Below are 26,036 nucleotides of genomic sequence, written 5' to 3' on the forward strand. Positions count from 1 at the left end.
GGCTGGCGGGGCGCAAGGGGGCGCGGGCGGGGAAAAATGGGGGAAGAGGTCGATTATTGGAGTAAACCGGCAGTGGCGGTTAAGCGTCGGGGTCTGGCAATTGTCGTGCATTTTGGCTTATGGAGTGAAATATTATGTCAGCTCATCCGGCTTAGTGTGGTCATCTGATTACTGCTAGTTATCGTCGCTTCAATGTGACCAATCCGTAGCCGTTCGCCAGGGGGACAGGCCCGATCAGTGCGGGCATCATGCCTATCGTGAGCGAGGGAAGCGTCGCCGACGCCAAAATTGGGGTAAGGCTCGCGTCGAGACTTCCGGCACGGACGGATGACTCCGACCTTAGGGAACTGACGAGCCTCGCCGTGCAGGGAGATCGCAGTGCGATCGAATCCCTGCTCGGGGAGTTGCGTCCCATGGTGGTGCGGTATTGCCGCGCCAGGCTGGGCAGGGTTTCAGGGCAATATCACATTGCCGATGACGTAGCCCAGGAGGTGTGCATCGCGGTGTTGTCCGCGCTGCCGCGATACCGGGACATGGGGCGGCCTTTCGCGTCCTTCGTGTTCGGGATCGCCTCGCACAAGGTGGCCGACGCGCTGCGCAGTTCGGTGCGCTCGGCCGTGCCCACCCAGGATCTGCCCGACGGGCCCGACGACGGTCCCGGGCCCGAGGAGACGGTGGTCCGCTACATCGAGGTCGAGCACGCGCGCAGGCTGCTGGCCAGGCTGCCCGACAACCAGCGGGAGTTGCTGCTGTTGCGGGTGGTGTCGGGGCTGTCCGCCGAGGAGACCGGTAATGTACTCGGTATGTCACCAGGTGCGGTCCGCGTAGCCCAGCATCGGGCGCTGGCCAGGTTGCGGCAGATGGCCGAGCTGGAGTCGGCTTGACGCCGGAGGACGAGCTCCATGCGCTTCTCGAGGCCGACGACCTGCTCCAGACCGACGAGCTGCTCGACGCGGTCGCGCGGGGCCGGGCGCGGGACTCGTCCGACCCTGCGGTGCGGTTGCTGGGCGCGCTACTGGACGATGTCTCGGAGGAAGTCGATCAGCGGCGCTCCTCCGTGTCGATGACGCCGTCGACATAGCCTCGGGCGTACTCCCAGCTGACGTAGTCGGCCGGGTCGGGGTGGAAGGCCGGCTCGTGCACCTGGGGCTGGCCTTTCTCGATCATCTGGCGAAGGTTGCCGCGCAGCAGCTCCCAGTCGAAGAAGTGCTGCTCGCCGCACTCGGGGCAGTCGAGCACGAGGCCCAGCACCCCCTGCGGTTCGAGCAGGGAGCGAAAGACCTCGACGTCTGCCAGGTCGGTGATGGCCTCGTCGCGCTCGGCCGCGGTGAGTGGCTCGGCGTCGTCGAGAGCGCCCATCGCCGAGGACGGGTCGTTCGGGTCGTCCGCGAACGGGTCGCGGGGGACGTCTTCCAGCACCTTCCCACCATATGACCGAAGCGGCCCCGGCGGAGAGTATTAGCTGAGCCATCCCCGTCTGGCGGCCTCAACGCCGGCGTGGAACCGCGACTGCGCGCCCAGCTCGGCCATGGCGTCGGCGAACCTCGCGCGCACCGTACGGACCGAGACGCCGAGCTGGCGGGCGATGGAGTCGTCGCACACGCCCTGCGCGGCCAGGCGGAGCACCTGGACCATCCCGTCGCCCCTGCGCCCCCAGGGCAGCGGCACGGCCCGGCCCCAGAGCTCCTGGAACAGCGAGCGCAGCATGCCGACGACGATCGGCGTGCGCACCAGGTAGAAGTTGTAGGCGTGGTCGGGCAGGTTGCCGCCCCACAGGGCGGGCAGGCCGGCGACCTCGGGCCCGGCCGTCATGAACCAGCTCGGCACCCGGTCGAGCGTGCGCACCTTGCCGCCGGTGTCGAGGAGCCGGGTGAGCTGCTCGCGTACGCCCGGCAGGCTCAGCGTGGAGACCGGAATGATCGCCTGAACGGTAAGAAGTTGCCGTTTTTGCGCATCAATCCATGGGTCCGCAAATTTACGAACAAAATCTGCCATTGTGCGCTCGTCCGGGATTGCGGTCAACAACTCCATGGGCGGGGATTGCACGGCTATGCCGACGACGCTCTCGTAGAGGACGTCCGCGCCGTTCACCATCTCCACCGGGAATGTCCCGCTCTGATAATCGCGGCCGGCGTCGTAGTCGTGGATCAGGCCGCGGATGGAGCCGAGCGCGGAGTCGATCCTGCGGCTCTCCTCGGCCAGCCGGTCGAGGCGCTCGGCGATCACCCGGCCGAGCGCCGCCGCCGGGTGCCTGGCCAGGTACTCGCCGGACTGCTCGTCGACCACCCCCAGCCTGACCAGGTCGTCGAGCTGGCGGCCGACCTTCTCGACGGGGCCGTCCATGGCCTGGGCGAGGTCGGTGCGCGTGGCCCTGTGCAGGCGTAGCAGCGCCGTGTAAAGGGCGGTCTGCGCCGGGTCGAGGCCCAGCGTCTCGAAGGGCTCTGCAACGCGCCTGGGCTGGTTACGCATTATGGGCGGCTCCGTCGGGGGGACACGGGCGTGCCGCGAGGATAACCCCGTACCGCCTGCGTGTCCGGGGCTTGCCGCGGAATCGTCGGCGGAACGTGCAACTTCGTGCAATTGCACGTTTTCACATTGCGTCGTGCCGTTGAGTGACGCAGGCTTTACCTAGCGTCGGCACCCTGAAGCGGGGCCTTGCGGCAGCCGCCATCAGGACGCGGAGGGGGGTTCGGTGGCGTGAACGCGCCGCCAGGCCTGGGTGCCGGTGGCCGGGGGATGGGACGGATCACCGACCGTCCCATCCCCCTGCACTTTGCGCGTTCCGGACGGCGAGGCCGGGCGCACGACGGGGCGTGGGGCCGTCGTGCTCCCGGCTTCGTTGCGTTTTGGAGGCAGGCCCTAGACTTAGGTCAATCAGCGCAGAGGTCAGGAGGGGGCCGAGGCATGTCCAAGTTCACCGAGATGGGTTTGACCTTCGACGACGTGCTGCTGGTGCCCGGCTACTCCGATCTCCAACCAGGTGAGGCCGACACCAGATCCCGTCTGTCACGGGACATCACGCTGTCCATCCCGCTCATCTCCGCGGCCATGGACACCGTCACCGAGGCCCGCATGGCGGTCGCCATGGCGCGCCAGGGAGGCATCGGCATCCTGCACCGCAACCTGTCGGTCGAGGAGCAGGCCCAGCAGGTCGACCTGGTCAAGCGGTCCGAGGCCGGCATGGTGACCAACCCGGTGACCTGCAGCCCCGACGACACGCTGGCCGACGTCGAGCGGCTGTGCGCGACCTACCGGATCTCCGGCGTGCCGGTGACGGACGTGGCGGGCACCCTGGTCGGCATCGTGACCAACCGCGACATGCGCTTCGAGACCGACCAGAGTCGTCCGGTGCGCGAGGTCATGACCAAGATGCCGCTGGTCACCGCGCCGGTGGGGGTCTCGCGCGACGACGCGTTCGCGCTGCTGCGGCAGAACAAGATCGAGAAGCTGCCCCTCGTCGACCCCGACGGCAGGCTGCGCGGCCTGATCACGGTCAAGGACTTCACCAAGAGCGAGCAGTACCCGCTGTCCACCAAGGACGCCGACGGCCGCCTGCTGGTCGGCGCGGCCGTGGGCGTCGGCGGCGACGCCGAGCTGCGGGCCAAGGCGCTGATCGAGGCCGGGGTCGACGTCGTCGTCGTCGACGTGGCCCACGGTCACTCCAAGGGCCTGGCCGACATGATCGCCAAGCTCAAGGCCAACAGCAAGGTCCAGGTCATCGGCGGCAACATCGCGACCAGGGCGGGCGCCCAGATGCTGGTCGACGCGGGCGCCGACGCGGTCAAGGTCGGCGTCGGCCCCGGCTCCATCTGCACCACCCGCGTGGTGGCCGGCGTGGGCGCGCCGCAGGTCACGGCCATCCACGAGGCGTCCAAGGCGTGCGCCCCCGCCGGGGTGCCGGTGATCGGCGACGGCGGCCTCCAGTACTCCGGCGACATCGTCAAGGCCATCGCGGCCGGCGCCGACGCGGTCATGCTGGGCTCGCTGCTGGCCGGCTGCGAGGAGTCGCCGGGCGAGCTGATCTTCATCAACGGCAAGCAGTTCAAGTCGTACCGGGGCATGGGGTCGCTCGGCGCGGTGCGCAACCGCGAGCGCGGCGGCACCTCCTTCAGCAAGGACCGCTACGCGCAGGCCGACGTCGGCGGCGAGGACAAGTACATCCCCGAGGGCATCGAGGGGCAGGTGCCCTACCGCGGGCCGGTCGCGGCCGTCGCCCACCAGCTCATCGGCGGGCTGCGCCAGGGCATGTGGTACGCCGGGTGCCGCACGATCGAGCAGATGCACACCGACTGCGAGCTCATGCCGATCACGGCAGCGGGCCTCAAGGAGAGCCACCCCCACGACATCCAGATGACCGTGGAAGCTCCGAACTATCACAGAAGGTAAGTTCATGACTCAGCAGGTGGAGATCGGCCGGGGCAAGACCGGGCGGAGGGCGTACGCGCTCGACGAGATCGGGCTCGTGCCCTCGCGACGCACCCGTGACCCGGAAGAGGTGTCGATCGCCTGGCAGATCGACGCCTACCGGTTCGAGCTGCCCGTCGTCGTCGCCCCCATGGACAGCGTGGTCTCGCCCGCCACCGCGATCGAGATCGGCCGGCTCGGCGGCCTGGCCCCCCTCGATCTCGAAGGGCTCTGGACGCGCTACGAAGACCCGTCCCCGCTGCTGGAGGAGTGCGCCGCCCTCGACGCCGCGGCCGCGACCCGGCGGCTCCAGGAGATCTACGACGCGCCGATCAAGGAGGAGCTGATCGGGCGCCGGATCGAGGAGATCCGGGCGTCCGGGGTGACGACGGCCGTCCGGCTGTCGCCGCAGCGCACGGTCCAGTACCACAAGGCCGTGATCGACGCCGGCGTGGACATCTTCGTCATCCGCGGCACCACCGTCTCGGCCGAGCACGTCTCGGGCCGCGCCGAGCCGCTCAACCTCAAGCAGTTCATCTACGAGCTCGACGTGCCGGTCATCGTCGGCGGCTGCGCCACCTACACCGCGGCGCTGCACCTGATGCGCACGGGCGCGGCGGGCGTGCTGGTCGGCTTCGGCGGCGGCGCCTCGCACACCACCCGCAACGTGCTGGGCGTGGCCGTGCCGATGGCCACCGCGATCTCCGACGTGGCCGCGGCGCGCCGCGACTACATGGACGAGTCCGGCGGCCGGTACGTGCACGTGATCGCCGACGGCGGCATGGGCACCTCGGGCGACATCGCCAAGGCCATCGCGTGCGGGGCCGACGCCGTCATGGTGGGCTCGCCGCTGGCCAGGGCGTCCGAGGCCCCCGGCCACGGCTTCCACTGGGGCTCCGAGGCCCACCACCCCGACCTGCCGCGCGGCCGCCGCGTGGAGTTCGGCACGGTCGGGACGCTGGAGCAGATCCTGCACGGCCCCTCCAGCGTGGCCGACGGCTCGATGAACCTGATGGGCGCGCTCAAGCGCACGATGGCCTCCACCGGCTACTCCGACATCAAGGAGTTCCAGCGGGTCGAGGTCGTGGTCGCGCCGATCCAGCGCTGACCGGCGGCTGACCGACGTCTGCGACGGCTCCCGGGGGTTGCGGCCCTCGGGAGCCGAGTGCTTTCCGGGGGTCCCGGCCGGCCCGCTGTGTCGATCAAGGCGGTGTCGAATCAATGCGGTGTCGAATCTCGGTCGTGTCGAATCCGGGGGCCGCCGTTCGTGTAGGACGCGCAAGGTGACGCACGTGCCGGCGAGGTGATTGCAGGATGTCCGACCAGGTCGAACGGGCCTTCCGGGAGGAGTACGGCCGGGCGGTGGCGGTGCTCGTCCGCGCGTTCGGTGACATCGACGTCGCCGAGGAGGCCGTGCAGGAGGCGTTCGCGATCGCGCTGCGGCAGTGGCCGCAGGCCGGCCCGCCGCCCAGCCCGGCCGGCTGGATCATCACGACCGCCAGGAACCGGGCCGTCGACCGGTTGCGCAGGGAGTCGGGCCGCCACGACAAGTACGTGCAGGCGGCGCTGCTGCACGCCGCGGACGAGCCAGTCGCGGAGGGGCCCGTACGGGACGAGCGGCTGCGCCTGATCTTCACCTGCTGCCATCCGGCGCTCGCCCCGCACGCGCGGGTGGCGCTCACGCTGCGGCTGCTCGGCGGGCTGACCACGGCCGAGATCGCGCACGCGTTCCTGGTGCCGGAGGCCACCATGGCCCAGCGGCTGGTCAGGGCAAAGGGCAGGATCCGGCAGGCGGGGATCCCGTACCGGGTGCCGGCGGCGGCGGACCTGCCGGACCGGCTGCGCGCGGTGCTGGCGGTGATCTACCTGATCTTCAACGAGGGGTACACGGCCAGTTCGGGCGAGCGGCTGGTGCGCGAGGACCTGTGCGCGGAGGCCGTCCGGCTCGGCCGCCTGCTCGCCGAGCTGATGCCGGACGAGCCCGAGGTGTGGGGCCTGCTGGCGCTGATGCTGCTGGTCCAGTCGCGCCGGGCGGCGCGCACCGCGGGCGGCGGCGAGCTGGTGCCGCTGCCCGAGCAGGACCGCGCCCTGTGGGACCGCGCGCTGGTCGAGGAGGGGCAGGCGATCGTCCGGCGCTGCCTGCGGTGGGGGCGGCCGGGGCCCTACCAGGTGCAGGCCGCGATCAACGCCGTGCACGGCGACGCGGCGAGCGCGGGGGAGACCGACTGGCTGCAGATCGTCCAGCTCTACGACCTGCTGCTGACCTTCACGCCGGGCCCGGTCGTGGCGCTGCACCGCGCGGTGGCAGTAGCCGAGGCGGAGGGCGCCGAGGCGGGGCTGACGCTGGTGGAGGGCCTGGAGGTGACAGGCTATTACCTGTTCCACGCCGTACGGGCCGACCTGCTGCGACGGCTGGGACGCGACGAGGAGGCGGCGCGGGCGTACGGCGAGGCCATCGCCCGCGCGGGCAACGAGGTCGAGCGGGAGTTCCTGCGCCGCAGGCGCGCGACGTTGAGGGGGACGTGAGATGGACCGGGTGTGCGTGGTCACGGGGGCCAACCGGGGGATCGGGCTGGAGGTGGCCAGGCAGCTCGCGGCGGCGGGCGACACGGTGGTGCTGACCGCCAGGGACGAGCGCAAGGCCGCCGAGGCGGCGGCCGGGATCGGCGGCGAGGTGCTGGCGCGGCGGCTCGACGTCGCCGACGAGCGGTCGGCGGCCGATCTGGCACGCGACCTGGAGAAGACCCACGGGCGGATCGACGTGCTGGTCAACAACGCCGCCATCCACTACGACACCTGGCAGCGGGCCAGCGAGGCGGACCTGGGCGTGGTGTCGCAGGCGCTGGAGACCAACCTGCTGGGCGCCTGGCGGGTCACGCTGGCACTGCTGCCGCTGTTGCGCGGCAGCGGCCACGGCCGGATCGTCAACGTCTCCAGCGAGATCGGCTCGCTGGCCTCGATGGGCGGCGGCACGCCCGCGTACACGGTGTCGAAGACGGCGCTGAACGCGCTGACCAGGATGCTCGCGGCCGAACTGCGCGGGGACGGCATCCTGGTCAACGCCGTCTGCCCGGGGTGGGTGGCGACCGACATGGGCGGCCCGGGAGGGCGGCCGGTCGCCGAGGGCGCGCGGAGCGTGTTGTGGGCGGCGGACCTGCCCGACGACGGGCCGACCGGCGGCTTCTTCCGCGACGGCCGATCCATTCCGTGGTGACGGGCTCGTAGGGCAGGCGGGCGTATCCTGCCGAAGCATGGCCGATCTCGCGCACACCCACGTCCTCGACTTCGACGGCGACGTCGTCACCAAGCGCTACGTCGACGGCAAGGAGGGCGCGGCCGAGCGCGAGTGGCGGGCGCTCACCCTGCTGGCCGAGCACGCCCCTGGCCTGTCCCCACGGCCGATCGCCTTCGAGGACGGCGTCGTCCGCATGTCCAGGATCGACGGCGTGCCCCTGCGCGGCCTGGCCGCAGGGGAGGCGCCGCTGACCGCCATGGCCGAGGCGCTCACGGAGCTGTACGAGGCCGTCCCGCCCGGCGTGCTGGCGGACGTCCCGGTACGCCCGTGGCAGGCCGAGGCGGTCGCCGGCCAGGTCAGGGAATGGCTGGACGCCTGGCGGCCCCGCGGGCCGGAGGCCGACCGCGCGGTCAAGGAGGGCCTGCGCTGGCTGGCGGGCTGGCGTCCGGGGGAGTCGGGCGTACGGCCGGCGTTCGGGGCGGGCGACGGCAACCTGGCCAACTTCCTGTGGGACGGCGCCCGCGTGCGCATCGTCGACTTCGAGGACTCCGGGCGCAGCGACCTGGCCTACGAGCTGGCCGAGCTGTCCGAACACGTCTCGATGTGGGTGGACGGCGAGGTGGAGATCGCCGACCGGTTCGAGCTGAGCGGGCCGCAGGCGCGCCGGCTGCGCGACTGCCGCAGGCTCCAGAGCCTGGTCTGGCTGTTCCTGCTCTCGCACGACAGCCCGCGCAATCCGCCCGGCACCTTCGATCGCCAGGTCGACAGGGTGCTGCGATCATTGGGGGCATGAGACTGGCGCAGGAGGCCGACCGGGCCGCCGTCGAGCAACTCGTCCATGACGCCTACCAGCCATGGGCCGAGATCATCGGCACCCGGCCGCTGCCCATGGAGGCCGACTACGCTGCCCTCATCGACGCGGGCAGAGTGCACGTCACCGACGGCCTCGAAGGGCTGGTCGTGCTCATCCCCGAGGAGGGCACGCTGCTGGTGGACAACGTGGCGGTGCGGCCCGACCTGCACGGCAGGGGCATCGGCCGGGGCCTGCTGGCCTACGCCGAGCGGGAGGCCGCCCGGCTCGGCCTGCCCGCCCTGCGCCTCTACACCAACGTCAAGATGGCCTCGAACATCGCGCTGTACACCTCGCTCGGCTACGCCGAGATCGGCCGGGCCGACCTCGACGGCCGCTCGGCCGTGGTGATGCGCAAGGAGCTCAGCCGGTGAGCACGCCCAGCAGGTGACTCACCTCGCGGGCCACGGCGTCACGGCCGGCGTTGAGGTATTTGCGGGAGTCGACCACCCGCTCGTCGTGGGCCAGGTAGTCGCGTACGGCCCGGGTGAACGCCTTGTTCAGGTGGGTGGCGATGTTGATCTTCTTCATGCCGCTGGCCACCGCCTCGCGCAGCACGTCGTCGGGCACGCCGGACGAGCCGTGCAGCACCAGCGGCACCGGCACCGCCGCCCGCAGCTCGGCGATGAGCTCCAGGTCGAGCACGGCGTCCTTGGTGGTCATGGCGTGCGAGGTGCCGACGGCCACGGCGAGCGCGTCGACGCCGGTCCTGGCGACGTAGTCGACCGCCTCGTGGGGCTTGGTGCGGGCGCCGGGCGCGTGCACGCCGTCCTTGCCGCCGACCTCGCCGAGCTCGGCCTCCACCCAGACGCCGCGCTCGTGGCACCAGGCCGCCACCTCGGCCGTGGCCGCGACGTTCTCCTCGTCGGGCAGGGCGGAGGCGTCGTACATCACCGAGCCGAGGCCCAGCGCCACCGCCTCCTCCACCAGCGCGCGGTCGGTGGCGTGGTCGAGGTGGACCGCGACCGGCACCTCCGCGCGGCGCGCGACGGCCAGCGCGGCCAGCGCGACGGGTTCGAGCGCGCCGTGGTAGCGCACGCAGTTCTCGCTGATCTGCAGCACGACCGGCAGGCCGAGCGCCTCGGCGCCGGCCACGATCGCGGTGGCGTGCTCCAACTGGATCACGTTGAACGCGCCCACCCCTGCGGGGGACTGCCGGACGATGTCGCCGATTCCGGCGAGGGCCATGACGAGCTCCTTACGTGATGATGATCTGGGGGTGTATGTCGGCGTAGACCTCGCCGTCGAAGTCGCCGGCGACCGGCGCGGCCACGGCGGCCGCGCCCAGCGCCGCGGCCCGCCGCAGCCGGTCGGGCCACGGGGAGCCCTCGACCAGGCCCAGCGCCAGCCCCGCGACCAGCGAGTCGCCGGCCCCGGTCGGGTTTCCCCGCACGGTGTAGGGCATCCGGGCCCGGAAGGTGCCCTCGCCCGTCACGGCGAGCAGCCCGTCGGCGCCCATGGAGACGACCACGGCCCCGGCCCCGCGTTCGCGCAGCGCCTGGGCGCCCTCCTCGGGGGTGCCGCCGGGCACCGCCCTGGCCAGCTCCTCGGCGTTGGGCTTGACGACGGCCGGACGGCCCTCGGGCGCGTGCCGCAGCGGGTCGCCGTCGGCGTCGACGATGGCCGGCACGCCCGCGCGGGCGGCGACGGCGGCCAGCGTCGCGTAGAAGTCGGCGGGGACGCCGCGCGGCAGGCTGCCGGAGACCACCACCGCGTCGGCGCCGGCCAGCAGCGAGGTGTACCGCTCCACGAACGCGGCCAGCTCGGCCGCGCTCACCTCGGGGCCCGGCTCGTTGAACAGCGTGGCCCCGCCCGGCTCGGAGACCACCAGCGTGGTGCGGGACTCGGCGGCGATGCCGGTCAGCGCGGCGGGCAGCCCGGCGGCTTTCAGGTCGTGCTCGATCGCGCGACCCGTGGGCCCGCCCGCCAGCCCCGTGACCAGGACCTCCTGGCCGAGGGCGGCCAGCACGCGGGCCACGTTGACGCCCTTGCCGCCGGCGCGCCGGTGGACGGCGCCGACCCGGTTGACGCCGTCCCAGGCGACGGACGGGACCTCGTAGGTCACGTCGAGCGCGGCGTTGAGCGTCACGGTGATGATCATCAGGGCTCCGTGATCCAGTCGCCGTTCTTCATCACGCCGTCGACCTCCAGCTCGCCGGAGAGCACGACCAGGTCGGCCGCCTTGCCGACGGCGATCGAGCCGATCTCCTCGGCCAGGCCGAGCACCCTGGCGGGGGTCAGCGAGGCCACCTGGACCGCGTCGGGCAGCGACATGCCGAGCTCGCGCACGCCGCGGCGGAAGGCGGCGTCCATGGTGAGGGTGGAGCCCGCGATCGAGCCGCCCTCGACCAGCCTGGCCACGCCGTCGGTCACGCGCACCCGCATGGGGCCGAGCACGTAGTCGCCGTCGCCGAGCCCTGTGGCCGCCATCGCGTCGGTGATCAGCACCGTCCGGCCGGGACCGGCCACCTCGTAGGCCAGGCGCAGCATCGCCGCGTGCACGTGGACGCCGTCGTTGACCAGCTCGACCGTGACGCGCTCGTCCTCCAGCAGGGCGGCGACCGGGCCGGGCGCGCGGTGGCCGAGCTGCGGCATCGCGTTGTAGAGGTGAGTGGCGACGGTGGCGCCCGCCTCGATGGCGGCGATCGCCTGGTCGTAGTCGGCGTCGCTGTGGCCGAGCGCCGCGATCAGGCCCTCGCCGACGGCCGTGCGGATCGTGTCGAGGCCGCCGGGCAGCTCGGCGGCGAGGGTGACCATGCGCGCGTGCCCGCGCGCGGCCTTGACCAGCGCCGACAGCTCCTGCGGCGACGGCTCGCGCAGCAGGGCGGGGTCGTGCGCGCCGCAGCGGGCCTTGGCGATGTACGGCCCCTCGAAGTGGATGCCCGCCAGCAGCCCCTCCTCGCACAGCTCGGCCAGCGAGGAGGCGGCCCTGGACAGCTCGTCGAGCGCGTCGGTGACCAGGCTGGCCATCATCGTGGTGGTGCCGTGCCGCCGGTGCAGGGCCACGGCGTCGCGGGCCTTGTCCTGGTCACCGGTCGGGAACGACCCGCCCGCGCCGCCGTGGTTGTGGATGTCGACGAACCCGGGGACGACGTGCCGCCCCCCGAGGCTCAGGCCGGGGCTGGGGGCCGATCCGTGGCCGACATGCGTGATGCGGCCGTCTTCGATGGTCAGCCACCCTTCGTGCACCCCTTCGGGGGTCACGATCCGGGCGTCGGCGAGAGTAAGGCTCATGAAGAAAGGATCACAGATCGCGTGAGGTGCATGGGCTCGTCGGGGTTCAGCCCACGGGCGAAGGCCCGCGCGACCGCCACCCGCTGGGCGCGCACCAGCTCGGCCATGGGGTCGAGGCCGCTCTCGAAGAACGTGCCGCCGGTCGCCTCGACCTGCTCGCGCAGGCCCTCGGGGGCGGTGCCGAGCATCCACGTGACGCGGCCGGGGCCGGCGATGCTGATCGGGCCGTGCCGGTACTCCATCGCCGGGTACGCCTCCGTCCACGACCGGGACGCCTCGCGCATCTTGAGCGCGGCCTCCTGGGCCAGGCCGACCGACCAGCCGCTGCCGAGGAAGCTGAACTGCTCGGCCTCGACCAGCTCGGCGGGCAGCGGCTCGGCCAGGGCCCGCTCGGCGTCGGCGATCGCGGGGGTCAGGTCCTCGTCCAGGCTGGCGCGGAGCATGGCGAGCTGGGTGGTGGCGAAGCGGGTCTGCACGACGGAGGTCTCGTCGGCGTAGTCGAGCACGATGACCTCGTCGGCGGCCGTCATGACCGGCGTGTTCGGGTCGGCGGTGATGGCCGTCGTGCGGGCGTTCGTCCTGGACAGCAGTTCCAGCACCTCGGTCGTGGTGCCGGACCGGGTCAGGGCGAGCACCCGGTCGTAGGAGCGGCCGATCGGCGCCTCGGAGGCGGCGAACGCGTCGGTCTCGCCCATCCCGAGCTGCTCGCGCAGCGTGGCGTAGACCATCGCGATGAACCACGACGTGCCGCAGCCGACGACGGCCACCCGCTCGCCGGGCTCGGGCAGCGCGCTTGAGGGCACGGCGGCCACGGCGCGGCGCCAGCAGGACGGCTGGGACTCGATCTCGGCTTCGGTATGGGTGGTCACCGTGTTCCTCCCCGTTGGTGTTTGTTTCTGCCTTTTTTATACAGTAAAAGAGCAGATTTGTGCAGTGGTCGCTCCTGCCTGCCCGCCTGTGCCACGCTTGATCCCGTACGGATCTCATTGGAGGCTTCGTGTCCCGCTACGACCGCTGGAACGCCATCCTGGAGCTGCTCGCGCAGGAGGGCAGGCTGTCGGTGGAGGAGGCCGCCCAGGCGCTCGACGTCTCCACCGCCACGATCCGGCGTGACTTCGACCAGCTCGCCCAGCAGCAGATGCTCATGCGCACGCGCGGCGGAGCCGTCGCCCAGAGCGTCAGCTACGACCTGCCGCTGCGCTACAAGACGGCCAGGCACGCCGACGAGAAGCACCGCATAGCGGCCGCGGCGGCCGACCTGGTGAGCCCGGGCGCCGTGGTCGGGCTCAACGGCGGCACCACCACCTCCGAGCTGGCCCGCACCCTCGCCACGCTGTCCACGCTGGAGAGCGGGTTCACGATCGTCACCAACGCCCTGAACATCGCCGCCGAGCTGACCGTGCGGCAGCACGTCAAGATCGTGGTCACCGGCGGGGTGGCCAGGCAGCAGTCGTACGAGCTGATCGGGCCGCTGGCCTCGGGCGTGCTCGAACAGGTCACCCTCGACGTGGCCTTCCTCGGCGTCGACGCGATCGACGTCGAGCTGGGCGCCTCGGCCCACCACGAGGGCGAGGCCAGCGTGAACAACCTGCTGATCAGCCGGGCCGCCCAGGTCGTGGTGGTGGCCGACTCCTCCAAGGTGGGCCGGCGGGCCTTCTCCCGCATCTGCCCGATCGAGCAGATCGACACGCTGGTCACCGACGAGCGGCTCTCCGACGAGCTCACCGGCCGGCTCACCGACGCGGGGGTCAAGGTCGTCCGCGCCTGAGCCGTCCTTGCGTTACATGGAACCGGGCGTACGGGTAGGTACTGACCGCAGTCGACGCAAGGGGAGATGATGACGGCCGGTAGGAGCGTGGCCCGGCTCGGGCCCACCGAGCGCGCGGCGGCGCTGGCGGAGATGTCCGCCCAGGAGTTCGACGTGGTCGTGGTCGGCGGCGGCGTGGTGGGGGCGGGCACCGCGCTCGACGCCGCCACCCGTGGCCTCGACGTGGCCCTGCTGGAGGCCCGCGACTTCGCCTCCGGCACCTCGTCGCGCTCGTCCAAGCTCATCCACGGCGGCCTGCGCTACCTGGAGCAGCTCAACTTCGACCTGGTGCGCGAGGCGCTGCAGGAGCGGGCGCTGCTGCTCCAGCGCCTGGCGCCGCACCTCGTCCGGCCGGTGCCGTTCCTGTTCCCGATGACCCATTTCGGGTGGGAGCGCGGCTACGTGGGAGCCGGCGTGGCGCTCTACGACACGCTCGGCTTCGCCTCCGGGCTCACCCGCGGGGTGCCGGGCCACCGGCATCTGTCCAGGTCGCGGGCGTTGCGGCTGGCCCCGGCGCTGAAGAAGAGCGCACTCACCGGCGCCGTCCAGTACTGGGACGCCCAGGTCGACGACGCCCGCTACGTGATGACCATGCTGCGCACCGCCGCCACGTACGGCGCCCGGATCGCGCCGCGCGCCCAGGTGGTCGGCTTCCTGCGGGAGGGCGAGCGGGTCACCGGCGTGCGGGCACGCGACCTGGAGACCGGCGCCGATTTCGACGTACGCGCCCAGCAGGTCGTCAACGCCACGGGCGTGTGGACCGACGACATCCAGGAGCTGGTCGGCGGGCGCGGCCAGATCCACGTACGGGCCTCCAAGGGCATCCACCTGCTGGTGCCGCGCGACCGCATCCACTCCCGCACCGGCATCATCCTGCGCACGGAGAAGTCGGTGCTGTTCGTGATCCCGTGGGGCCGCCACTGGATCATCGGCACCACCGACACCGAGTGGACGCTCGACAAGGGCCATCCGGCGGCCTCCCGCGCCGACATCGACTACCTGCTCGACCACGTCAACGCCGTGTTGTCGGTGCCGCTGACCCGCGACGACGTCGAGGGCGTCTACGCCGGGCTGCGCCCGCTGCTGTCGGGGGAGTCCGACGAGACGTCGCAGTTGTCGCGCGAGCACGTCGTGGCGCATCCGGTGCCGGGGCTGGTGATGGTCGCCGGCGGCAAGTACACGACGTACCGGGTCATGGCCCGCGACGCGGTGGACGCGGTGGCGCACGGGCTTGACCAGCGGGTGCCGCGCTCGTGCACCGACCGCATCCCGCTGGCCGGGGCCGAGGGCTACCAGGCGCTGTGGAACTCCCGCTACCGCCTGGCCCACACCTCGGGCCTGCACGTCGCCCGGATCGAGCACCTGCTCCAGCGCTACGGCTCGCTCATCGACGAGGTGCTCCAGCTGATCGAGCAGGATCCGTCGCTGGGCCGGCCGCTGGCCGGGGCGGACGACTACCTGCGGGCCGAGATCGTCTACGCCGCCACCCACGAGGGCGCCAGGCACCTCAACGACGTGCTGACCAGGCGCACGCACATCTCCATCGAGACCTTCCACCGCGGCCTGGCCGTGGCGCAGGAGGCCGCCGAACTGCTGGCCGGGCCGCTCGGCTGGGACGCCGAGCAGGTGAAACGCGAGGTGGAGTACTACACCAAGCGGGTCGAGGCCGAGCGGCGCTCCCAGGAGCAGGACTCCGACCAGGAGGCCGACGCCATCCGGCTGGGCGCCCCCGAGATCGTGCCCGTGGTCGCGCCGGAGCGCGGGTGACCGGTCCGGCGGACCGGTCACCCGCCCTGACGGGGGGTCAGCGCAGCGGGATCCACGCCTGACGGGCCAGCGTCGTGGCGTCGTTGACCTGGAGGCCGTCCCAGGACAGCGTCCAGACGGCGTCGCCGATGACGATCGAGCGCTGGATGCCGGGCTGGTAGGCGTAGTCCTTGTCCCGGTGGGTGGGGTGCGTGATCATGCCGAGCTTCTTGACGGCCGAGTCGTCGATCTTCAGCACGAGCGCGCCCGACTCCTTCTGGGTCATCAGCGGGAGCACCGACAGGCCGGTCTTCGGCCAGTACAGGAACGCGTGCGGGTCCCACTCGGCCTCGGAGCCCGACTCCTTCTGGAAGAGCTGCGACAGCCTGCGCGGGGCGGCCGGGTCGCTGACGTCGAACAGCGAGACCTGCGTGCCGAGCGTCCTGCCCTTGTCGCTGGCCTCCTGGCCGATGCCGATCAGCCGGCCGTCCGCGCCGGGGTGCAGGTAGGCCGAGTAGCCGGTGATCTTCAGCTCGCCGGTCACCTTGGGGGCGGCCGGGTCGCGCAGGTCGAGCGTGTAGAGCGGGTCCACCTGCTTGAACGTCACGACGTAGCCCACCGGGCCGATGAACCGGACCGAGTAGATGCGCTCGCCCTTCCCGAGGCCGCCGACCTCGCCGGCCTTGGCCATGGTGGCGGCGTCGAGCACGTACACGCTGCTGGCGCTGTTGCGGCCGTCGGTGGAGGTGAGGGTGGTGGCGACGCGGAGGTGGCCCTCGTACTCCGACAGCGAGTACTGGTTCAGCAGGCGGCCGGGGACCTTGCCGGAGGCCACGTACGAGGGGGCGCCGGCGGCGCTGATGTCGAACCGGTGGACCTCGGTCTCCTCGGGCGGCGCCGTGGGGGTGGGCTCGGGGGTGGGCTCAGTGGTGGCGGGCGTGGCCGGGGCGCTGCTGGTCACGGCGGGGTCGCTCGGGGCGGACGTGGCTGGGGCGCTGCTCGTCACGGCGGGGTCGCTGGTCACCGTGGGGTCAGTCGTCACGGGCGGGTCGCTCGGGGTGGGCTCGACGGCCGGGGCCGCCCCGTCGGTGGCCGTCGGCACGGGCTCGACCGGCATCGGCTCGGTGACCACCGGGAACCACCAGCGGGGGTTGCTGGCGACGTACAGGCTCGTGCCGCTGCCGTAGACGGTGTCGCCGTCGGCGGCCAGGCTGATGGGCTCGGTGCCGGTCGCGGCGACGTCCTGGGTCAGGTCGATGGTGTGGACGGTGAGCAGCGAGGTGCCGGTGTAGTCGGCGGGGTGGCTGACCCGCTCGCACTTGACCGTGTCCTTCCTGACCGCGCCGGACCCGCCGGTGATCTCGACCGTGGGCAGCCAGGCGGACAGCGGCGCCCGCCGTACGACGTCCTGGTTGGCCTTCTTGCGGTCGGCCTCGGAGGCGTCCGGGCTCTTGGGCTCGGGGAAGGTGATGTCGGGCTGGCTGCGGGTGACGAGCCGGACCGTGGAGCCGATCATCCTGGCGTCCACGTACGAGCCCTGCGCCCGGATCGTGCTGAGCACCTTCGGCTGCCCGGCCAGGTCGACCACGACGTAGCGGGTCTCGCCGGGCGGCGCGAAGGACTTCACCATGATGTCGCCGCCGCGGAACAGCACGAGCGCGCGGTCGCCGGACAGCAGCAGGTCGGCGGGGGTGAAGGTCGGCTCGTCCTTCTTGGTGAGCTTGACCGAGGCGGTGACCTTCCTGGTCGCGGTGTCGATGACCCGCAGGGTGCCGTCCACGACCGTGACGATCCGGTTGCCGTCGGTCTTGACCAGGTCGGGCTCGTCCACGCCCGCTTCGTGCACGTTCGTGGTGGAGTGTTCTGGGGTGTCGGAGGTGGTCTTCGCCCTCGCGGTGGCGGCGGTGTCCTCCATGTACATGATCTGCGGGCCGCCGAACCCCCACGGGCCGACGTTCTCCGCGGCGTGCTCCCGCAGGCCCGACAGCATGTCGTCGCAACTGTCGTAGGCGACCAGGCGGACGGCGTCGAGCGTGACCTTCGGCACGGGCGCCTGGCCCGTGGCCGCCGACGTGCAGGCCGTCGTGACCGCGGCGAGGGCCGCGGCGGTCACGGCCGTACGGAACAGCGTCTTCATGACCTCCATGACGGCTGCGCGGGCCGGATGGTTCAGGAGCCCTTGGCCGGGTTGGCGGTGAAGACCGGGCTGAAGTCGACGTCGCCCGGCACGTCGAGGATCTTGCGGAGCAGGGTGCCCTTGAGGTCGACGACCTGGATCTCGTCCTTGGTGTTGTTGTCCTGCTCCCAGCAGTAGAGGTGGGTGTCGTCGTACCAGCCGAGCACCTTGTCGCAGTCGGAGGTGAACTTGTGCGTGCGGTCGCCCGACTTGACGTCCCACACGCAGGTGTCGCCGTCGCTGCCGTTCGGGCAGGCGGACAGGAACGACTCGCCCGAGGGGGAGAAGACGTCCTGGGTGCCGGCGGGCAGCGTGCCGATCGAGCGCAGGTCGCGGGTGGCCTTGCCGTCGGCGTCGAAGAAGCGCAGGCTGCGGTTCTTCTCCGGGCCGAAGACGTTGATCACGCCCGTGCCCTCGCCGTCCCAGCCGAAGGCGGTCTTGCGGACGGCGGAGTCGTCCACCATGACGGTCTTCGCCTTCTTCGTGGCGACGTCCACGATGACGAAGCCGGGGTAGGTCCAGGTGCTGCCGCTCTTGCGCTCGATGTTGAGCAGGATCCTGGAGCCGTCCTCGGACCAGGCGCGGATGCTGGCGATCAGCGGGCCGCGGACGGTCTTGATCGTGGTGCGCTCGCCCGTCTGGCGGTCGCTGACGATGATGTAGTCGTAGTTGTCGTCGGTGTACTTGCGGCCGCGGGTGGCCAGGTAGCGGCCGCCGGGGGAGACGTTCGACTCCCAGTTGCCGGCGTACTTGCGGAACGGGCCGCGCAGCGAGTCCCTGGCGTGGTCGACCCAGTCGTCCTTCTTCTTGTCGTAGATCTCGTAGGAGGTCAGGACGATGGCGTCGGAGGTGTTCTCGTAGAGGCCGATCGCGGCGCCGGGCAGCGCCTTGCGCGGCCCCTCCTCGGGGACGGAGACCGGCGCGACCGAAGCCGTGACCGACGGCGTGGCGGGCGGCACGCTGCGCCCGGACGGCTGGGCGGAGGCGGGCGTCGTGACGCCGCCGTCGGCGGCCAGGGTCGTCCTGTTGTTGGCGATGAGCACGACGAGCCCGGCCAGCACGAGTAAGGCGACGCCCAGCGTGGCCCCGATGATCAGCGGCGCCCTGCTCTTCCCGGCCGGCCGCCGGGGGTGGACGCCGGGGTGGGTGGGCTGCGCGTACGGGCCGGGCGGGTGCCACTGCTGCTGCGGGTACGGCTGCGGGCCCCCCGGGCCCCCCGGCGCCCCCGGTACCGGCCCGGTCATCGGTCCGGTCATCGGCCCCTGCGGATGCCCCTGCGGCGGTCCCTGTGGCTGCCCCTGTGGCTGCCCCTGTGGCGGCCCGTGCGGCGCTCCCGGCGGTCCCTGCGGGTGCTGCTGCGGCGGCGCGGTCATCGGCCCCGCCGCCGACCCCGCCGCCGGCCCGGTCACGGGCGGCCCGGCGGGGACGGCCTCCGCGGCGGCCGCGGCGAGGATGGGCGAGTTCGCCGGCATCGGGTGCTGGAGCAGCCGCATGATCACCTGCTCGGCCGTCGGCCGCTGCGCCGGGTCCTTGGCCAGGCACGCGGCCACGACGTCACGCAGCGCGCCGTCGAGCACGCCCAGGTCGGGCTGCTGGTTGAGGACCCGGTTGATCACCGCGGGCATGGTGTCGCTGCCGAACGGCGCCCGCCCCGACGCCGCGTAGACCATCGCGCTGGCCCACGAGAACATGTCGGCCGCCGGCCCGACGGTGTGGCCCATGATCTGCTCGGGCGGCATGTACGACGGCGTGCCCACGACCATGCTGCTGATCGTCGAGGTCGCGTTGAGCGCCCGCGCGATGCCGAAGTCGATCACCCGCGGGCCGTCCGCGCCCAGGATGACGTTGGCGGGCTTGAAGTCGCGGTGGACGATGCCGGCCTGGTGGATGGCGGCCAGCGCGGTCGCCGTGCCGATGGCCAGCCGGTGCAGCGTGGACCCGGTGCGCGGCCCCTCCTCCTGCACCACCCGCTGCAACGAGGGCCCTTCGATGAACTCGCTGACGATGAACGGCCGGTCCAGCTCGACGCCGGTGCCGAGGACGGCCGCGGTGCAGAACGGCGCCACCTGCTGGGCCACCTGGACCTCGCGCAGGAACCGCTCGACGCTCACGTCGTCGCCGGACAGGTCGGGGCGCAGCCACTTGACGGCGACGTGCCCACCGGAATGATCTTTCGCGAGGTAGACGACGCCCTGGCCGCCCTCGCCAAGCCTGCCGAGGAGATCCATGCCGGCCAGACTCGCCGGATCTCCCGGGCGTAGCGGAGCGAACGATGGCATAAGAGGATTCTGACCCCACCCCGCGAATCCGCAAAAACTACCCGCCGGTAGCCAAGCGGAATATCCTTCGGGCATGCACGTCACGTCCAGCGGCAAGACCCGGGAGATCACCGCTCCCTTCACCGGCGAGCCGCTCGCCGAGCTGCCCATTTCCACGGCCGACGACGTACGGCTGGCCTACGAGCGAGCCAGGGCCGCCCAGGCCGAGTGGGCGGCCAGGCCCGCCGCGGCGCGGGCCAGGCCGTTCCTGCTGCTGCACGACGCCATCCTCGACCGCAGGGACGAGATCCTCGACATCGTCCAGAACGAGACCGGCAAGGCCCGCAAGCACGCCTTCGAGGAGGTGCTCGACGTCGCCGGGTGCAGCCTCTACTACGCCCGGCGGGCCTCCGGCCTGCTCGCGCCGCGCACCCGCAAGGGCATCTTCCCCGGCGCCACCCGGGTGACCGAGCTGCGCCAGCCCAAGGGCGTGGTCGCGCTGATCTCCCCGTGGAACTACCCGCTCTCGCTCGGCGTCACCGACGCCGTGCCCGCGCTGCTGGCCGGGAACGCGCTGGTGCACAAGCCGGACACCCAGACCGCCATGTCCACGTTGTGGACCATCGACCTGCTGGCCGAGCTGGGCATGCCGCGCGAGATCTGGCAGGTCGTGCTGGGCGAGCCCGCCGAGATCGGCGACGCGCTGCTCGACGACGCCGACTATGTCGCGTTCACGGGTTCGACCAGGGGCGGCAGGAAGATCGCCGAGGAGGCGGCCAAGCGGCTCATCGGCTGCTCGCTGGAGCTCGGCGGCAAGAACCCGATGGTGGTGCTCGACGACGCCGACGTGCCGCTCGCCGTCCAGGGGGCGATCCGGGCCTGCTTCACCAACGCCGGCCAGCTCTGCCTGTCCATCGAGCGGCTGTACGTGCACGCGTCGGTGTTCGACGACTTCGCCGCGCGCCTGGTCCGGCAGGTCGGCAACCTCAAGCTCGGCGCGGGCCACGACTGGTCGGTCCAGATGGGCTCGCTCACCTCGCAGCGCCAGCTCGACGCGGTCAGCGCCCACGTGGACGACGCCGTGGCCAAGGGCGCGACCGTGCTGACGGGCGGCCGGGCCAGGCCCGACCTCGGCCCGCTGTTCTACGAGCCGACCGTGCTCACCGGCGTCCGCGACGACATGGACCTGTGCCGCAACGAGACGTTCGGCCCGGTGGTCGCCCTCTACCCCTTCGAGTCGGAGGAGGAGGCGATCGAGCTGGCCAACGACACCATCTACGGCCTGAACGCCTCCATCTGGACCACCGACCCGGCCCGCGGCCGCGCCCTGGCCGCCCGCGTCAAGGCCGGCACGGTCAACATCAACGAGGGGTACGGCTCGGCCTACGCCTCCTACGACGCGCCCATGGGCGGCATGAAGGCGTCGGGCCTCGGCCGCCGGCACGGCGCGGAGGGCCTGCTGCGCTACACCGAGTCCAAGACCGTGGCCTCGCAGGCGTCCTGGCTGGGCTTCGAGCCGCCCTTCGACCTGACGTACGAGACGTGGGCCGACGTCCTGGCCGGCACCCTCAAGGCGATGCGGAAGCTGCGGATCAAGTGACGTTCGACGTTCTGGTCATCGGGTCGGGGTTCGGCGGCAGCGTCTCGGCGCTGCGGCTGAGCGAGAAGGGCTACAAGGTCGGCGTGCTGGAGGCGGGCCGTCGATTCGACGACGCCGCGCTGCCGGCCACCTCGTGGAAGCTGCGCGACTTCCTGTGGGCGCCCTGGCTCGGCATGAAGGGCATCCAGCGCATCCACGTGCTGCGCGGCGAGCGCGGCACCGGCGTGATGGTGCTGGCCGGAGCCGGGGTGGGCGGCGGGTCGCTGGTCTACGCCAACACCCTCTACGAGCCGCTCGACCCGTTCTTCCGCGACCCGCAGTGGGCCGGCATCACCGACTGGAAGGCGGAGCTGGCCCCGCACTACGACCAGGCCAGACGCATGCTCGGCGCGGTCACCAACCCCACCGTCACCCGCGCCGACGACGTCATGCGCCGGGTCGCCGAGAAGATGGGCGTGGGCGACACCTTCCACCTGGCCCCGGTCGGCGTCTACTTCGGCGAGGACGGCGTCGACCCGTACTTCGGCGGCGCGGGCCCGCGGCGGCGCGGCTGCATCGAGTGCGGGCAGTGCATGACCGGCTGCCGCCACGGCGCCAAGAACACGCTGGTCAAGAACTACCTGCACCTGGCCGAGCGGGCGGGCGCGCGGGTCTACGCCGAGTGCACGGTCACCTCGGTGCGCCCGCTGCCCGCCGGCGGCTACCGGGTCGTCGCCCGCCGGACGGGGTCGGCGCTGCGCCGCCGTTCGTTCACGGCCAAGCAGGTGATCTTCGCGGCCGGCACGTACGGCACCCAGCGCCTGCTGCACAAGCTGCGCGCCACCGGCGACCTGCCCCGCCTGTCGCCCAGGCTCGGCACGCTGACCAGGACGAACTCCGAGGCCCTGCTCGGCTTCGAGCGCACGTCGGCGGGCGGCGAGAAGCTCAACAAGGGCGTGGCCATCACCTCCTCCATCCACCCCGACGCCGAGACCCACATCGAGCCCGTGCGGTACGGCGACGGCTCCAACGCCATGGGCCTGCTGCGCACCCTGCTCGTGGACGGCGGCCAGCCGAGGTGGCCGGCGCTGTTCCGGGAGATCGCCGCGCGGCCTCTGGAGGCGCTGCGCCTGCTCGACCTGCGCCGCTGGTCGGAGCGGACCGTCATCGCGCTGGTGATGCAGGCCAAGGACAACTCGATCACCGTCCGGCGCACCCGCTGGGGTCTGCGGTCGGCCCGCGGCCACGGCGAGCCCAACCCGACCTGGATCCCGGCCGGGCACGAGGCCGTCCGGCACGCGGCGGCCGAGATCGGCGGGGTGCCCGGCGGCACCTGGCTCGACCTGTTCGACATCCCGACGACGGCCCACTTCCTCGGCGGCTGCGTGATCGGCGACTCGCCCGAGACCGGCGTGATCGACGCCTACCACCGCGTCTACGGCCACGAGGGGCTGCACGTCGTGGACGGCTCGGCGGTGTCGGCCAACCTCGGGGTCAACCCGTCGCTCACCATCACCGCGCAGGCCGAGCGGGCCATGTCCCTGTGGCCCAACGCCGGCGACCCCGATCCCCGGCCCGCCGCGGGCTCGCCGTACGTCCGGCTGCCCCCGGTGGAGCCCCGCCGGCCCGCCGTGCCGGAACGGGCTCCGGGCGCGCTCCGTCTGTATACACTGTAAACGTGAGTGAACCAGGGACGGCCGCGCGCATCGAGGCCGTGGCCCGGCGCATCCTGCTGGAGGAGGGCGCCGACGCCGTCAGCATGCGGCGGGTCGGCGAGGCCGTGGGCGTCACCGCCATGGCCATCTACCGGCACTTCCCCAACCGGGAGGCCCTGCTGCGCGCCGTCGCCGACGCCGCCGCCCGCGAGCTGGCCGAGGCGTGGACCCGCAGGCCCGGCACGGGCGACGTGGAGGAGCGCATGATGGCGGCGCTCGACGACTTCCTCGACTTCGCGCTCGGCAGCCCCCACCTGTACACCTTCCTGACCTCCGACGCCTGGGCGCGGGCCCGCCGCTTCCCCGACGACTTCCGCGACGGCCAGGGCCCGCCGTTCAGCGTGGTGGTGGCGCTGGCCGAGGAGGGCATGCGCACGGGCGTGCTGCGCGAGGACGACCCGCTGGAGACCGCGCTCGCGGTCACGGCGAGCACCCAGGGCCTGGTCCAGCAGTACCTGAGCGGCCGGATGAGCATGGCCGAGCCCGACTTCCGCGCCCTGTGCCACCGCACGGTGACCCGGGTGCTCAACGGCGTCCGGAATAAACCTTCTGTACCTCCGTGTCCTTGACGGACATGAAGATTCGTTACGTCGGTGGCCCGACCGCCGTCATCGAGCTGGGCGGCGTCCGGCTGCTGGTCGATCCCACCTTCGACGCGCCGGGCGACCACCCGGTCGGCGCCAGGGTGCTCAAGAAGACGGCCGGCCCCGCCTTCGGCCCCGACGAGGTGGGCCCGGTGGACGCCGTGCTGCTCTCGCACGACCAGCACCCCGACAACCTCGACGACGCGGGCCGCGCGTTCCTCGCCACGGCCCCGCTGGCGCTGTCCACCGCCTCGGCGGCCGAGCGCCTGGGCGAGCCGGTGCGCGCCCTGCCCAACTGGAGCGAGACCGAGGTCGGCCCGCTGCGGGTGACCGGCGTGCCCGCCCAGCACGGCCCCGACGGGACCGAGCACCTGACGGGCGAGGTCACCGGCTTCGTGCTCGGCGGCGAGGGCCTGCCCACCGTCTACGTGAGCGGCGACAACGCCTCGCTGGACGTCGTACGGGCCGTGGCCGCCAGGTTCCCGCGGATCGACGTGGCGCTGCTGTTCGCGGGCGGCGCGCGCACCCCGCTCGTGGACGGCTTCCTGACGCTGACCAGCGAGGACGCCGTCACCGCCGCCGACGTCCTGGGCGCGCGGCACGTCGTCCCGCTGCACTTCGAGCACTGGGCGCACTTCACGCAGGGCAGGGACACGCTGGAGAAGGCGTTCGCGGGGCTCGGCGAGCGGTTCGTGCTGCTCGCTCCCGGCGAACAGGTGGAGCTTTCCTGAGCTCGTCCTGACAGGGTGGTCCGGTGAGCTGGAGCACGCGCGCGCTCGACGTCCTGGCCGCCGGGCCGCCGACCAGGCTGATCGACCTCCCCGTCCGGGTGCCCGGCGTGCGCCTGCTGCTGAAGGACGAGTCCGGTCACCCCACGGGCAGTCTGCGGCACCGGCACGCCAGGGCGCTGTTCCGGCGGGCCGTGCTCGACGGCTCGATCACCGAGGGCACCACCGTGGTCGAGGCCGCCGGCGGCAACGCGGCGGTCGCGCAGGCGTGGTTCGCCCGGCGGCTCGGCCTGCCCTACGTCGTGGTCGTGCCGGGCGCGCGCGACCCGGCGCGGGCCCGCGCGGTCGAGGCGCTGGGCGGCGAGTGCAGGTTCGTCACGCCGCCCCTGGCCATCTACGACGCGGCCAGGGAGGCGGCCGGGCAGGTCGGGGGCCACTACCTCGACCAGTTCGGCCGGGCCGCGCCGCACGACCTGGCCGAAGAGCTGTTCGCCCAGGTCCGTCCCGACTGGGTGGTGACCGGCGCCGCCACCGGCGCGACCTCGGCCACGCTCGGCGCCGCGGCCGGGGAGCACGGGTGCCGGGTGGCGGTCGCCGATCCCGACAACTCCGCCTACTTCCCGGGCTGGACCCTCGACGCGCCCGACTACGCCACCGGCATGCCGTCGCGCATCGAGGGCGTCGGCCGTCCGCGCGTGGAGCCGGGGTTCCGGCCCGACCTGGTCGATCTGGTGGTGCCGGTGCCCGACGCGGCGAGCGTGGCGGCGGCCAGGCACATCAGGCAGGTCACCGGGCTGCCGGTGGGCGGCTCGTCCGGCACCGCGCTGTGGGCCGCGCTCGAACTGGCCGGGCGCATGCGGGCCAGGGGCGAGAGCGGCACGATCGTCTCGCTGCTGGGCGACGCGGCCGAGCGGCACCTGGCCACCTACCACGACGACGCCTGGGCCGCCGGCAAGGGCCTCGACGTCGCCGGCCGCCTCACCGAGCTGCGGCAGCGGGTCTGATCCAGCCTTCCAGCCCCGCCAGGAAGTCCTCGAACAGGTGGCGGTGGATCGTGTGCTCGGCCCCCGTGACCACGCGCACCTCGAACCCCTTGCCCCGCAGCTCCTCCTGGAACGCCGGCGGCACCAGGAAACTCGGGTCGGCCACCTGCACCAGCGACGGCACGACCGGCGCGGGCGTGAAGTCCATGCCCGACGCCCCGGCGAGCGACAGCGCCGACCCGCGGTCCCAGCGCGCGAGCATCTCGACCTCGACCGCCACCTCCTCGGCCGAGAAGCCGGGGTGCAGGGCGGCGATCAGCTCGCCGGTCTCGTCGGTGAAGTCCGCCATCGACTCCAGGGCGCCGCTTTCCGGCGTCGGCAGGCGGAAGGCCGGATCGGAGTAGATCGCCCGTCCGGGCATGAGCCGTTCGACGGCGAGGCCGAGCGTGAGGCCGCCGAGGGAGTGCCCGATGGCCAGCTCGGGGCGCGCGGGCACCGACTCCGCCAGCGACGAGGCGAACAGCTCGGGCGGATAGGCGTCGGCGCGGGGGCTCCGGCCGTGGCCGGGGAGATCGACGGCGATGACCCGGTAGCCGCGCGCGGCCAGCTCGGGGCCCACCCGCCACCAGCATCGCGAGTCGGCCATGATGCCGTGGACGAGGACGGCCACGCGGTCGCCCGAACCCCATTCACGAGTGTGCAGCTTCATGCGGCAGCCTCCCCTGCTTATACGTATA

24 protein-coding genes are annotated in these 26,036 nt (G+C 72.4%); 15 read left to right on the forward strand and 9 right to left on the reverse strand.

Features of this window, described 5'->3' with window-relative positions; genetic code table 11:
* The first annotated feature begins 248 nt into the window (after positions 1-248).
* Both ACIBQ8_RS45615 and ACIBQ8_RS45620 read left to right on the forward strand, forming a co-directional pair.
* Positions 249-884 (forward strand): sigma-70 family RNA polymerase sigma factor, encoded by a 636-nt coding sequence (locus ACIBQ8_RS45615; RefSeq protein ID WP_090930520.1) that lies wholly within the window; start codon positions 249-251, stop codon positions 882-884.
* Positions 881-1,081 carry a hypothetical protein gene (locus ACIBQ8_RS45620; protein WP_357982688.1) on the forward strand — a complete coding sequence of 67 codons (201 nt, stop codon included), beginning with the start codon at positions 881-883 and terminating at the stop codon, positions 1,079-1,081. The genes ACIBQ8_RS45615 and ACIBQ8_RS45620 overlap by 4 nt, the downstream gene beginning before the upstream one ends.
* Here ACIBQ8_RS45620 and ACIBQ8_RS45625 read toward each other — a convergent pair.
* Together ACIBQ8_RS45625 and ACIBQ8_RS45630 are read right to left on the reverse strand one after the other, a co-directional pair.
* Complete coding sequence (locus ACIBQ8_RS45625) at positions 1,042-1,419, reverse strand: DUF5319 domain-containing protein (protein WP_090930411.1); 378 nt, start codon at positions 1,417-1,419, stop codon at positions 1,042-1,044. The two genes, ACIBQ8_RS45620 and ACIBQ8_RS45625, sit on opposite strands and share 40 nt — an antisense overlap.
* 39 nt (positions 1,420-1,458) lie before the next feature.
* Positions 1,459-2,469, reverse strand: a complete 1,011-nt coding sequence (locus tag ACIBQ8_RS45630) for a LuxR C-terminal-related transcriptional regulator (protein WP_352318691.1) — start codon at positions 2,467-2,469, stop codon at positions 1,459-1,461.
* 435 nt (positions 2,470-2,904) lie between these two features.
* Here ACIBQ8_RS45630 and guaB point away from each other — a divergent pair, with 435 nt between their 5' ends.
* The 6 genes from guaB (at position 2,905) to ACIBQ8_RS45660 (ending at position 8,863) form a co-directional block, all read left to right on the forward strand.
* Positions 2,905-4,386, forward strand: a complete 1,482-nt coding sequence (gene guaB / locus ACIBQ8_RS45635; RefSeq protein ID WP_397170651.1) for an IMP dehydrogenase — start codon at positions 2,905-2,907, stop codon at positions 4,384-4,386.
* A gap of 4 nt (positions 4,387-4,390) precedes the next feature.
* Entirely contained in the window at positions 4,391-5,512 is a 1,122-nt protein-coding gene (locus tag ACIBQ8_RS45640) for a GuaB3 family IMP dehydrogenase-related protein (RefSeq protein ID WP_352362831.1), read from the forward strand.
* 206 nt (positions 5,513-5,718) lie between these two features.
* Positions 5,719-6,930, forward strand: a complete 1,212-nt coding sequence (locus tag ACIBQ8_RS45645; protein WP_397195236.1) for an RNA polymerase sigma factor — start codon at positions 5,719-5,721, stop codon at positions 6,928-6,930.
* A 1-nt stretch (position 6,931) separates the two neighbouring features.
* The gene (locus ACIBQ8_RS45650) at positions 6,932-7,618 is read left to right on the forward strand and encodes an SDR family NAD(P)-dependent oxidoreductase (protein ID WP_397195237.1); all 687 of its coding nucleotides are present in this window, start codon (positions 6,932-6,934) and stop codon (positions 7,616-7,618) included.
* 37 nt (positions 7,619-7,655) lie between these two features.
* Positions 7,656-8,432 carry a phosphotransferase family protein gene (locus ACIBQ8_RS45655; protein WP_397195238.1) on the forward strand — a complete coding sequence of 259 codons (777 nt, stop codon included), beginning with the start codon at positions 7,656-7,658 and terminating at the stop codon, positions 8,430-8,432.
* Positions 8,429-8,863, forward strand: coding sequence for a GNAT family N-acetyltransferase (locus tag ACIBQ8_RS45660; RefSeq protein ID WP_397170644.1), 435 nt, complete (start codon positions 8,429-8,431; stop codon positions 8,861-8,863). The genes ACIBQ8_RS45655 and ACIBQ8_RS45660 overlap by 4 nt, the downstream gene beginning before the upstream one ends.
* Here the strand turns inward: ACIBQ8_RS45660 and ACIBQ8_RS45665 are convergent.
* The 4 genes from ACIBQ8_RS45665 to ACIBQ8_RS45680 are packed head-to-tail and all read right to left on the reverse strand — an operon-like array spanning position 8,853 to position 12,592.
* Positions 8,853-9,677, reverse strand: coding sequence for a class II fructose-bisphosphate aldolase (locus tag ACIBQ8_RS45665; protein ID WP_352318705.1), 825 nt, complete (start codon positions 9,675-9,677; stop codon positions 8,853-8,855). The genes ACIBQ8_RS45660 and ACIBQ8_RS45665 overlap by 11 nt on opposite strands.
* 10 nt (positions 9,678-9,687) lie before the next feature.
* A complete protein-coding gene (locus ACIBQ8_RS45670) occupies positions 9,688-10,590 on the reverse strand; it encodes a 1-phosphofructokinase family hexose kinase (RefSeq protein WP_397170642.1) in 903 nt (300 codons plus the stop codon).
* Positions 10,590-11,723 (reverse strand): N-acetylglucosamine-6-phosphate deacetylase, encoded by a 1,134-nt coding sequence (gene nagA, locus ACIBQ8_RS45675; RefSeq protein WP_397195239.1) that lies wholly within the window; start codon positions 11,721-11,723, stop codon positions 10,590-10,592. The genes ACIBQ8_RS45670 and nagA overlap by 1 nt, the downstream gene beginning before the upstream one ends.
* Positions 11,720-12,592 (reverse strand): SIS domain-containing protein, encoded by an 873-nt coding sequence (locus ACIBQ8_RS45680; protein WP_397195240.1) that lies wholly within the window; start codon positions 12,590-12,592, stop codon positions 11,720-11,722. Before ACIBQ8_RS45680 ends, nagA begins: the two co-directional genes overlap by 4 nt.
* Before the next feature lie 128 nt (positions 12,593-12,720).
* Between ACIBQ8_RS45680 and ACIBQ8_RS45685 the strand changes: the two genes are divergently transcribed.
* Both ACIBQ8_RS45685 and ACIBQ8_RS45690 read left to right on the forward strand, forming a co-directional pair.
* Complete coding sequence (locus tag ACIBQ8_RS45685) at positions 12,721-13,491, forward strand: DeoR/GlpR family DNA-binding transcription regulator (protein WP_352318712.1); 771 nt, start codon at positions 12,721-12,723, stop codon at positions 13,489-13,491.
* Between the two features lie 69 nt (positions 13,492-13,560).
* Complete coding sequence (locus ACIBQ8_RS45690; protein WP_397170733.1) at positions 13,561-15,297, forward strand: glycerol-3-phosphate dehydrogenase/oxidase; 1,737 nt, start codon at positions 13,561-13,563, stop codon at positions 15,295-15,297.
* Between the two features lie 37 nt (positions 15,298-15,334).
* Here ACIBQ8_RS45690 and ACIBQ8_RS45695 read toward each other — a convergent pair whose 3' ends face one another.
* Positions 15,335-17,413 (reverse strand): beta-propeller domain-containing protein, encoded by a 2,079-nt coding sequence (locus ACIBQ8_RS45695; RefSeq protein ID WP_397195241.1) that lies wholly within the window; start codon positions 17,411-17,413, stop codon positions 15,335-15,337.
* A gap of 32 nt (positions 17,414-17,445) precedes the next feature.
* Positions 17,446-19,680 (reverse strand): protein kinase, encoded by a 2,235-nt coding sequence (locus ACIBQ8_RS45700; RefSeq protein WP_397195242.1) that lies wholly within the window; start codon positions 19,678-19,680, stop codon positions 17,446-17,448.
* A gap of 124 nt (positions 19,681-19,804) precedes the next feature.
* Here ACIBQ8_RS45700 and ACIBQ8_RS45705 point away from each other — a divergent pair, with 124 nt between their 5' ends.
* Genes ACIBQ8_RS45705 through ACIBQ8_RS45725 form a run of 5 tightly spaced genes read left to right on the forward strand, consistent with a single transcriptional unit; the run spans position 19,805 to position 25,320 of the window.
* Positions 19,805-21,310, forward strand: a complete 1,506-nt coding sequence (locus ACIBQ8_RS45705; RefSeq protein ID WP_397170636.1) for a succinic semialdehyde dehydrogenase — start codon at positions 19,805-19,807, stop codon at positions 21,308-21,310.
* Positions 21,307-22,965, forward strand: coding sequence for an FAD-dependent oxidoreductase (locus ACIBQ8_RS45710; RefSeq protein WP_397170634.1), 1,659 nt, complete (start codon positions 21,307-21,309; stop codon positions 22,963-22,965). The genes ACIBQ8_RS45705 and ACIBQ8_RS45710 overlap by 4 nt, the downstream gene beginning before the upstream one ends.
* Positions 22,966-22,967: 2 nt before the next feature.
* Positions 22,968-23,573 (forward strand): TetR/AcrR family transcriptional regulator, encoded by a 606-nt coding sequence (locus ACIBQ8_RS45715; protein ID WP_397170632.1) that lies wholly within the window; start codon positions 22,968-22,970, stop codon positions 23,571-23,573.
* A gap of 5 nt (positions 23,574-23,578) precedes the next feature.
* A complete protein-coding gene (locus tag ACIBQ8_RS45720) occupies positions 23,579-24,319 on the forward strand; it encodes an MBL fold metallo-hydrolase (protein ID WP_397195243.1) in 741 nt (246 codons plus the stop codon).
* 23 nt (positions 24,320-24,342) lie between these two features.
* Positions 24,343-25,320 (forward strand): PLP-dependent cysteine synthase family protein, encoded by a 978-nt coding sequence (locus ACIBQ8_RS45725; protein WP_397195244.1) that lies wholly within the window; start codon positions 24,343-24,345, stop codon positions 25,318-25,320.
* Here the strand turns inward: ACIBQ8_RS45725 and ACIBQ8_RS45730 are convergent.
* Positions 25,295-26,008, reverse strand: coding sequence for an alpha/beta fold hydrolase (locus ACIBQ8_RS45730; RefSeq protein ID WP_397170628.1), 714 nt, complete (start codon positions 26,006-26,008; stop codon positions 25,295-25,297). The genes ACIBQ8_RS45725 and ACIBQ8_RS45730 overlap by 26 nt on opposite strands.
* Positions 26,009-26,036 lie beyond the last annotated feature (28 nt).

The organism is Nonomuraea sp. NPDC049646, assembly GCF_044465525.1.
GTDB lineage: Bacteria > Actinomycetota > Actinomycetes > Streptosporangiales > Streptosporangiaceae > Nonomuraea.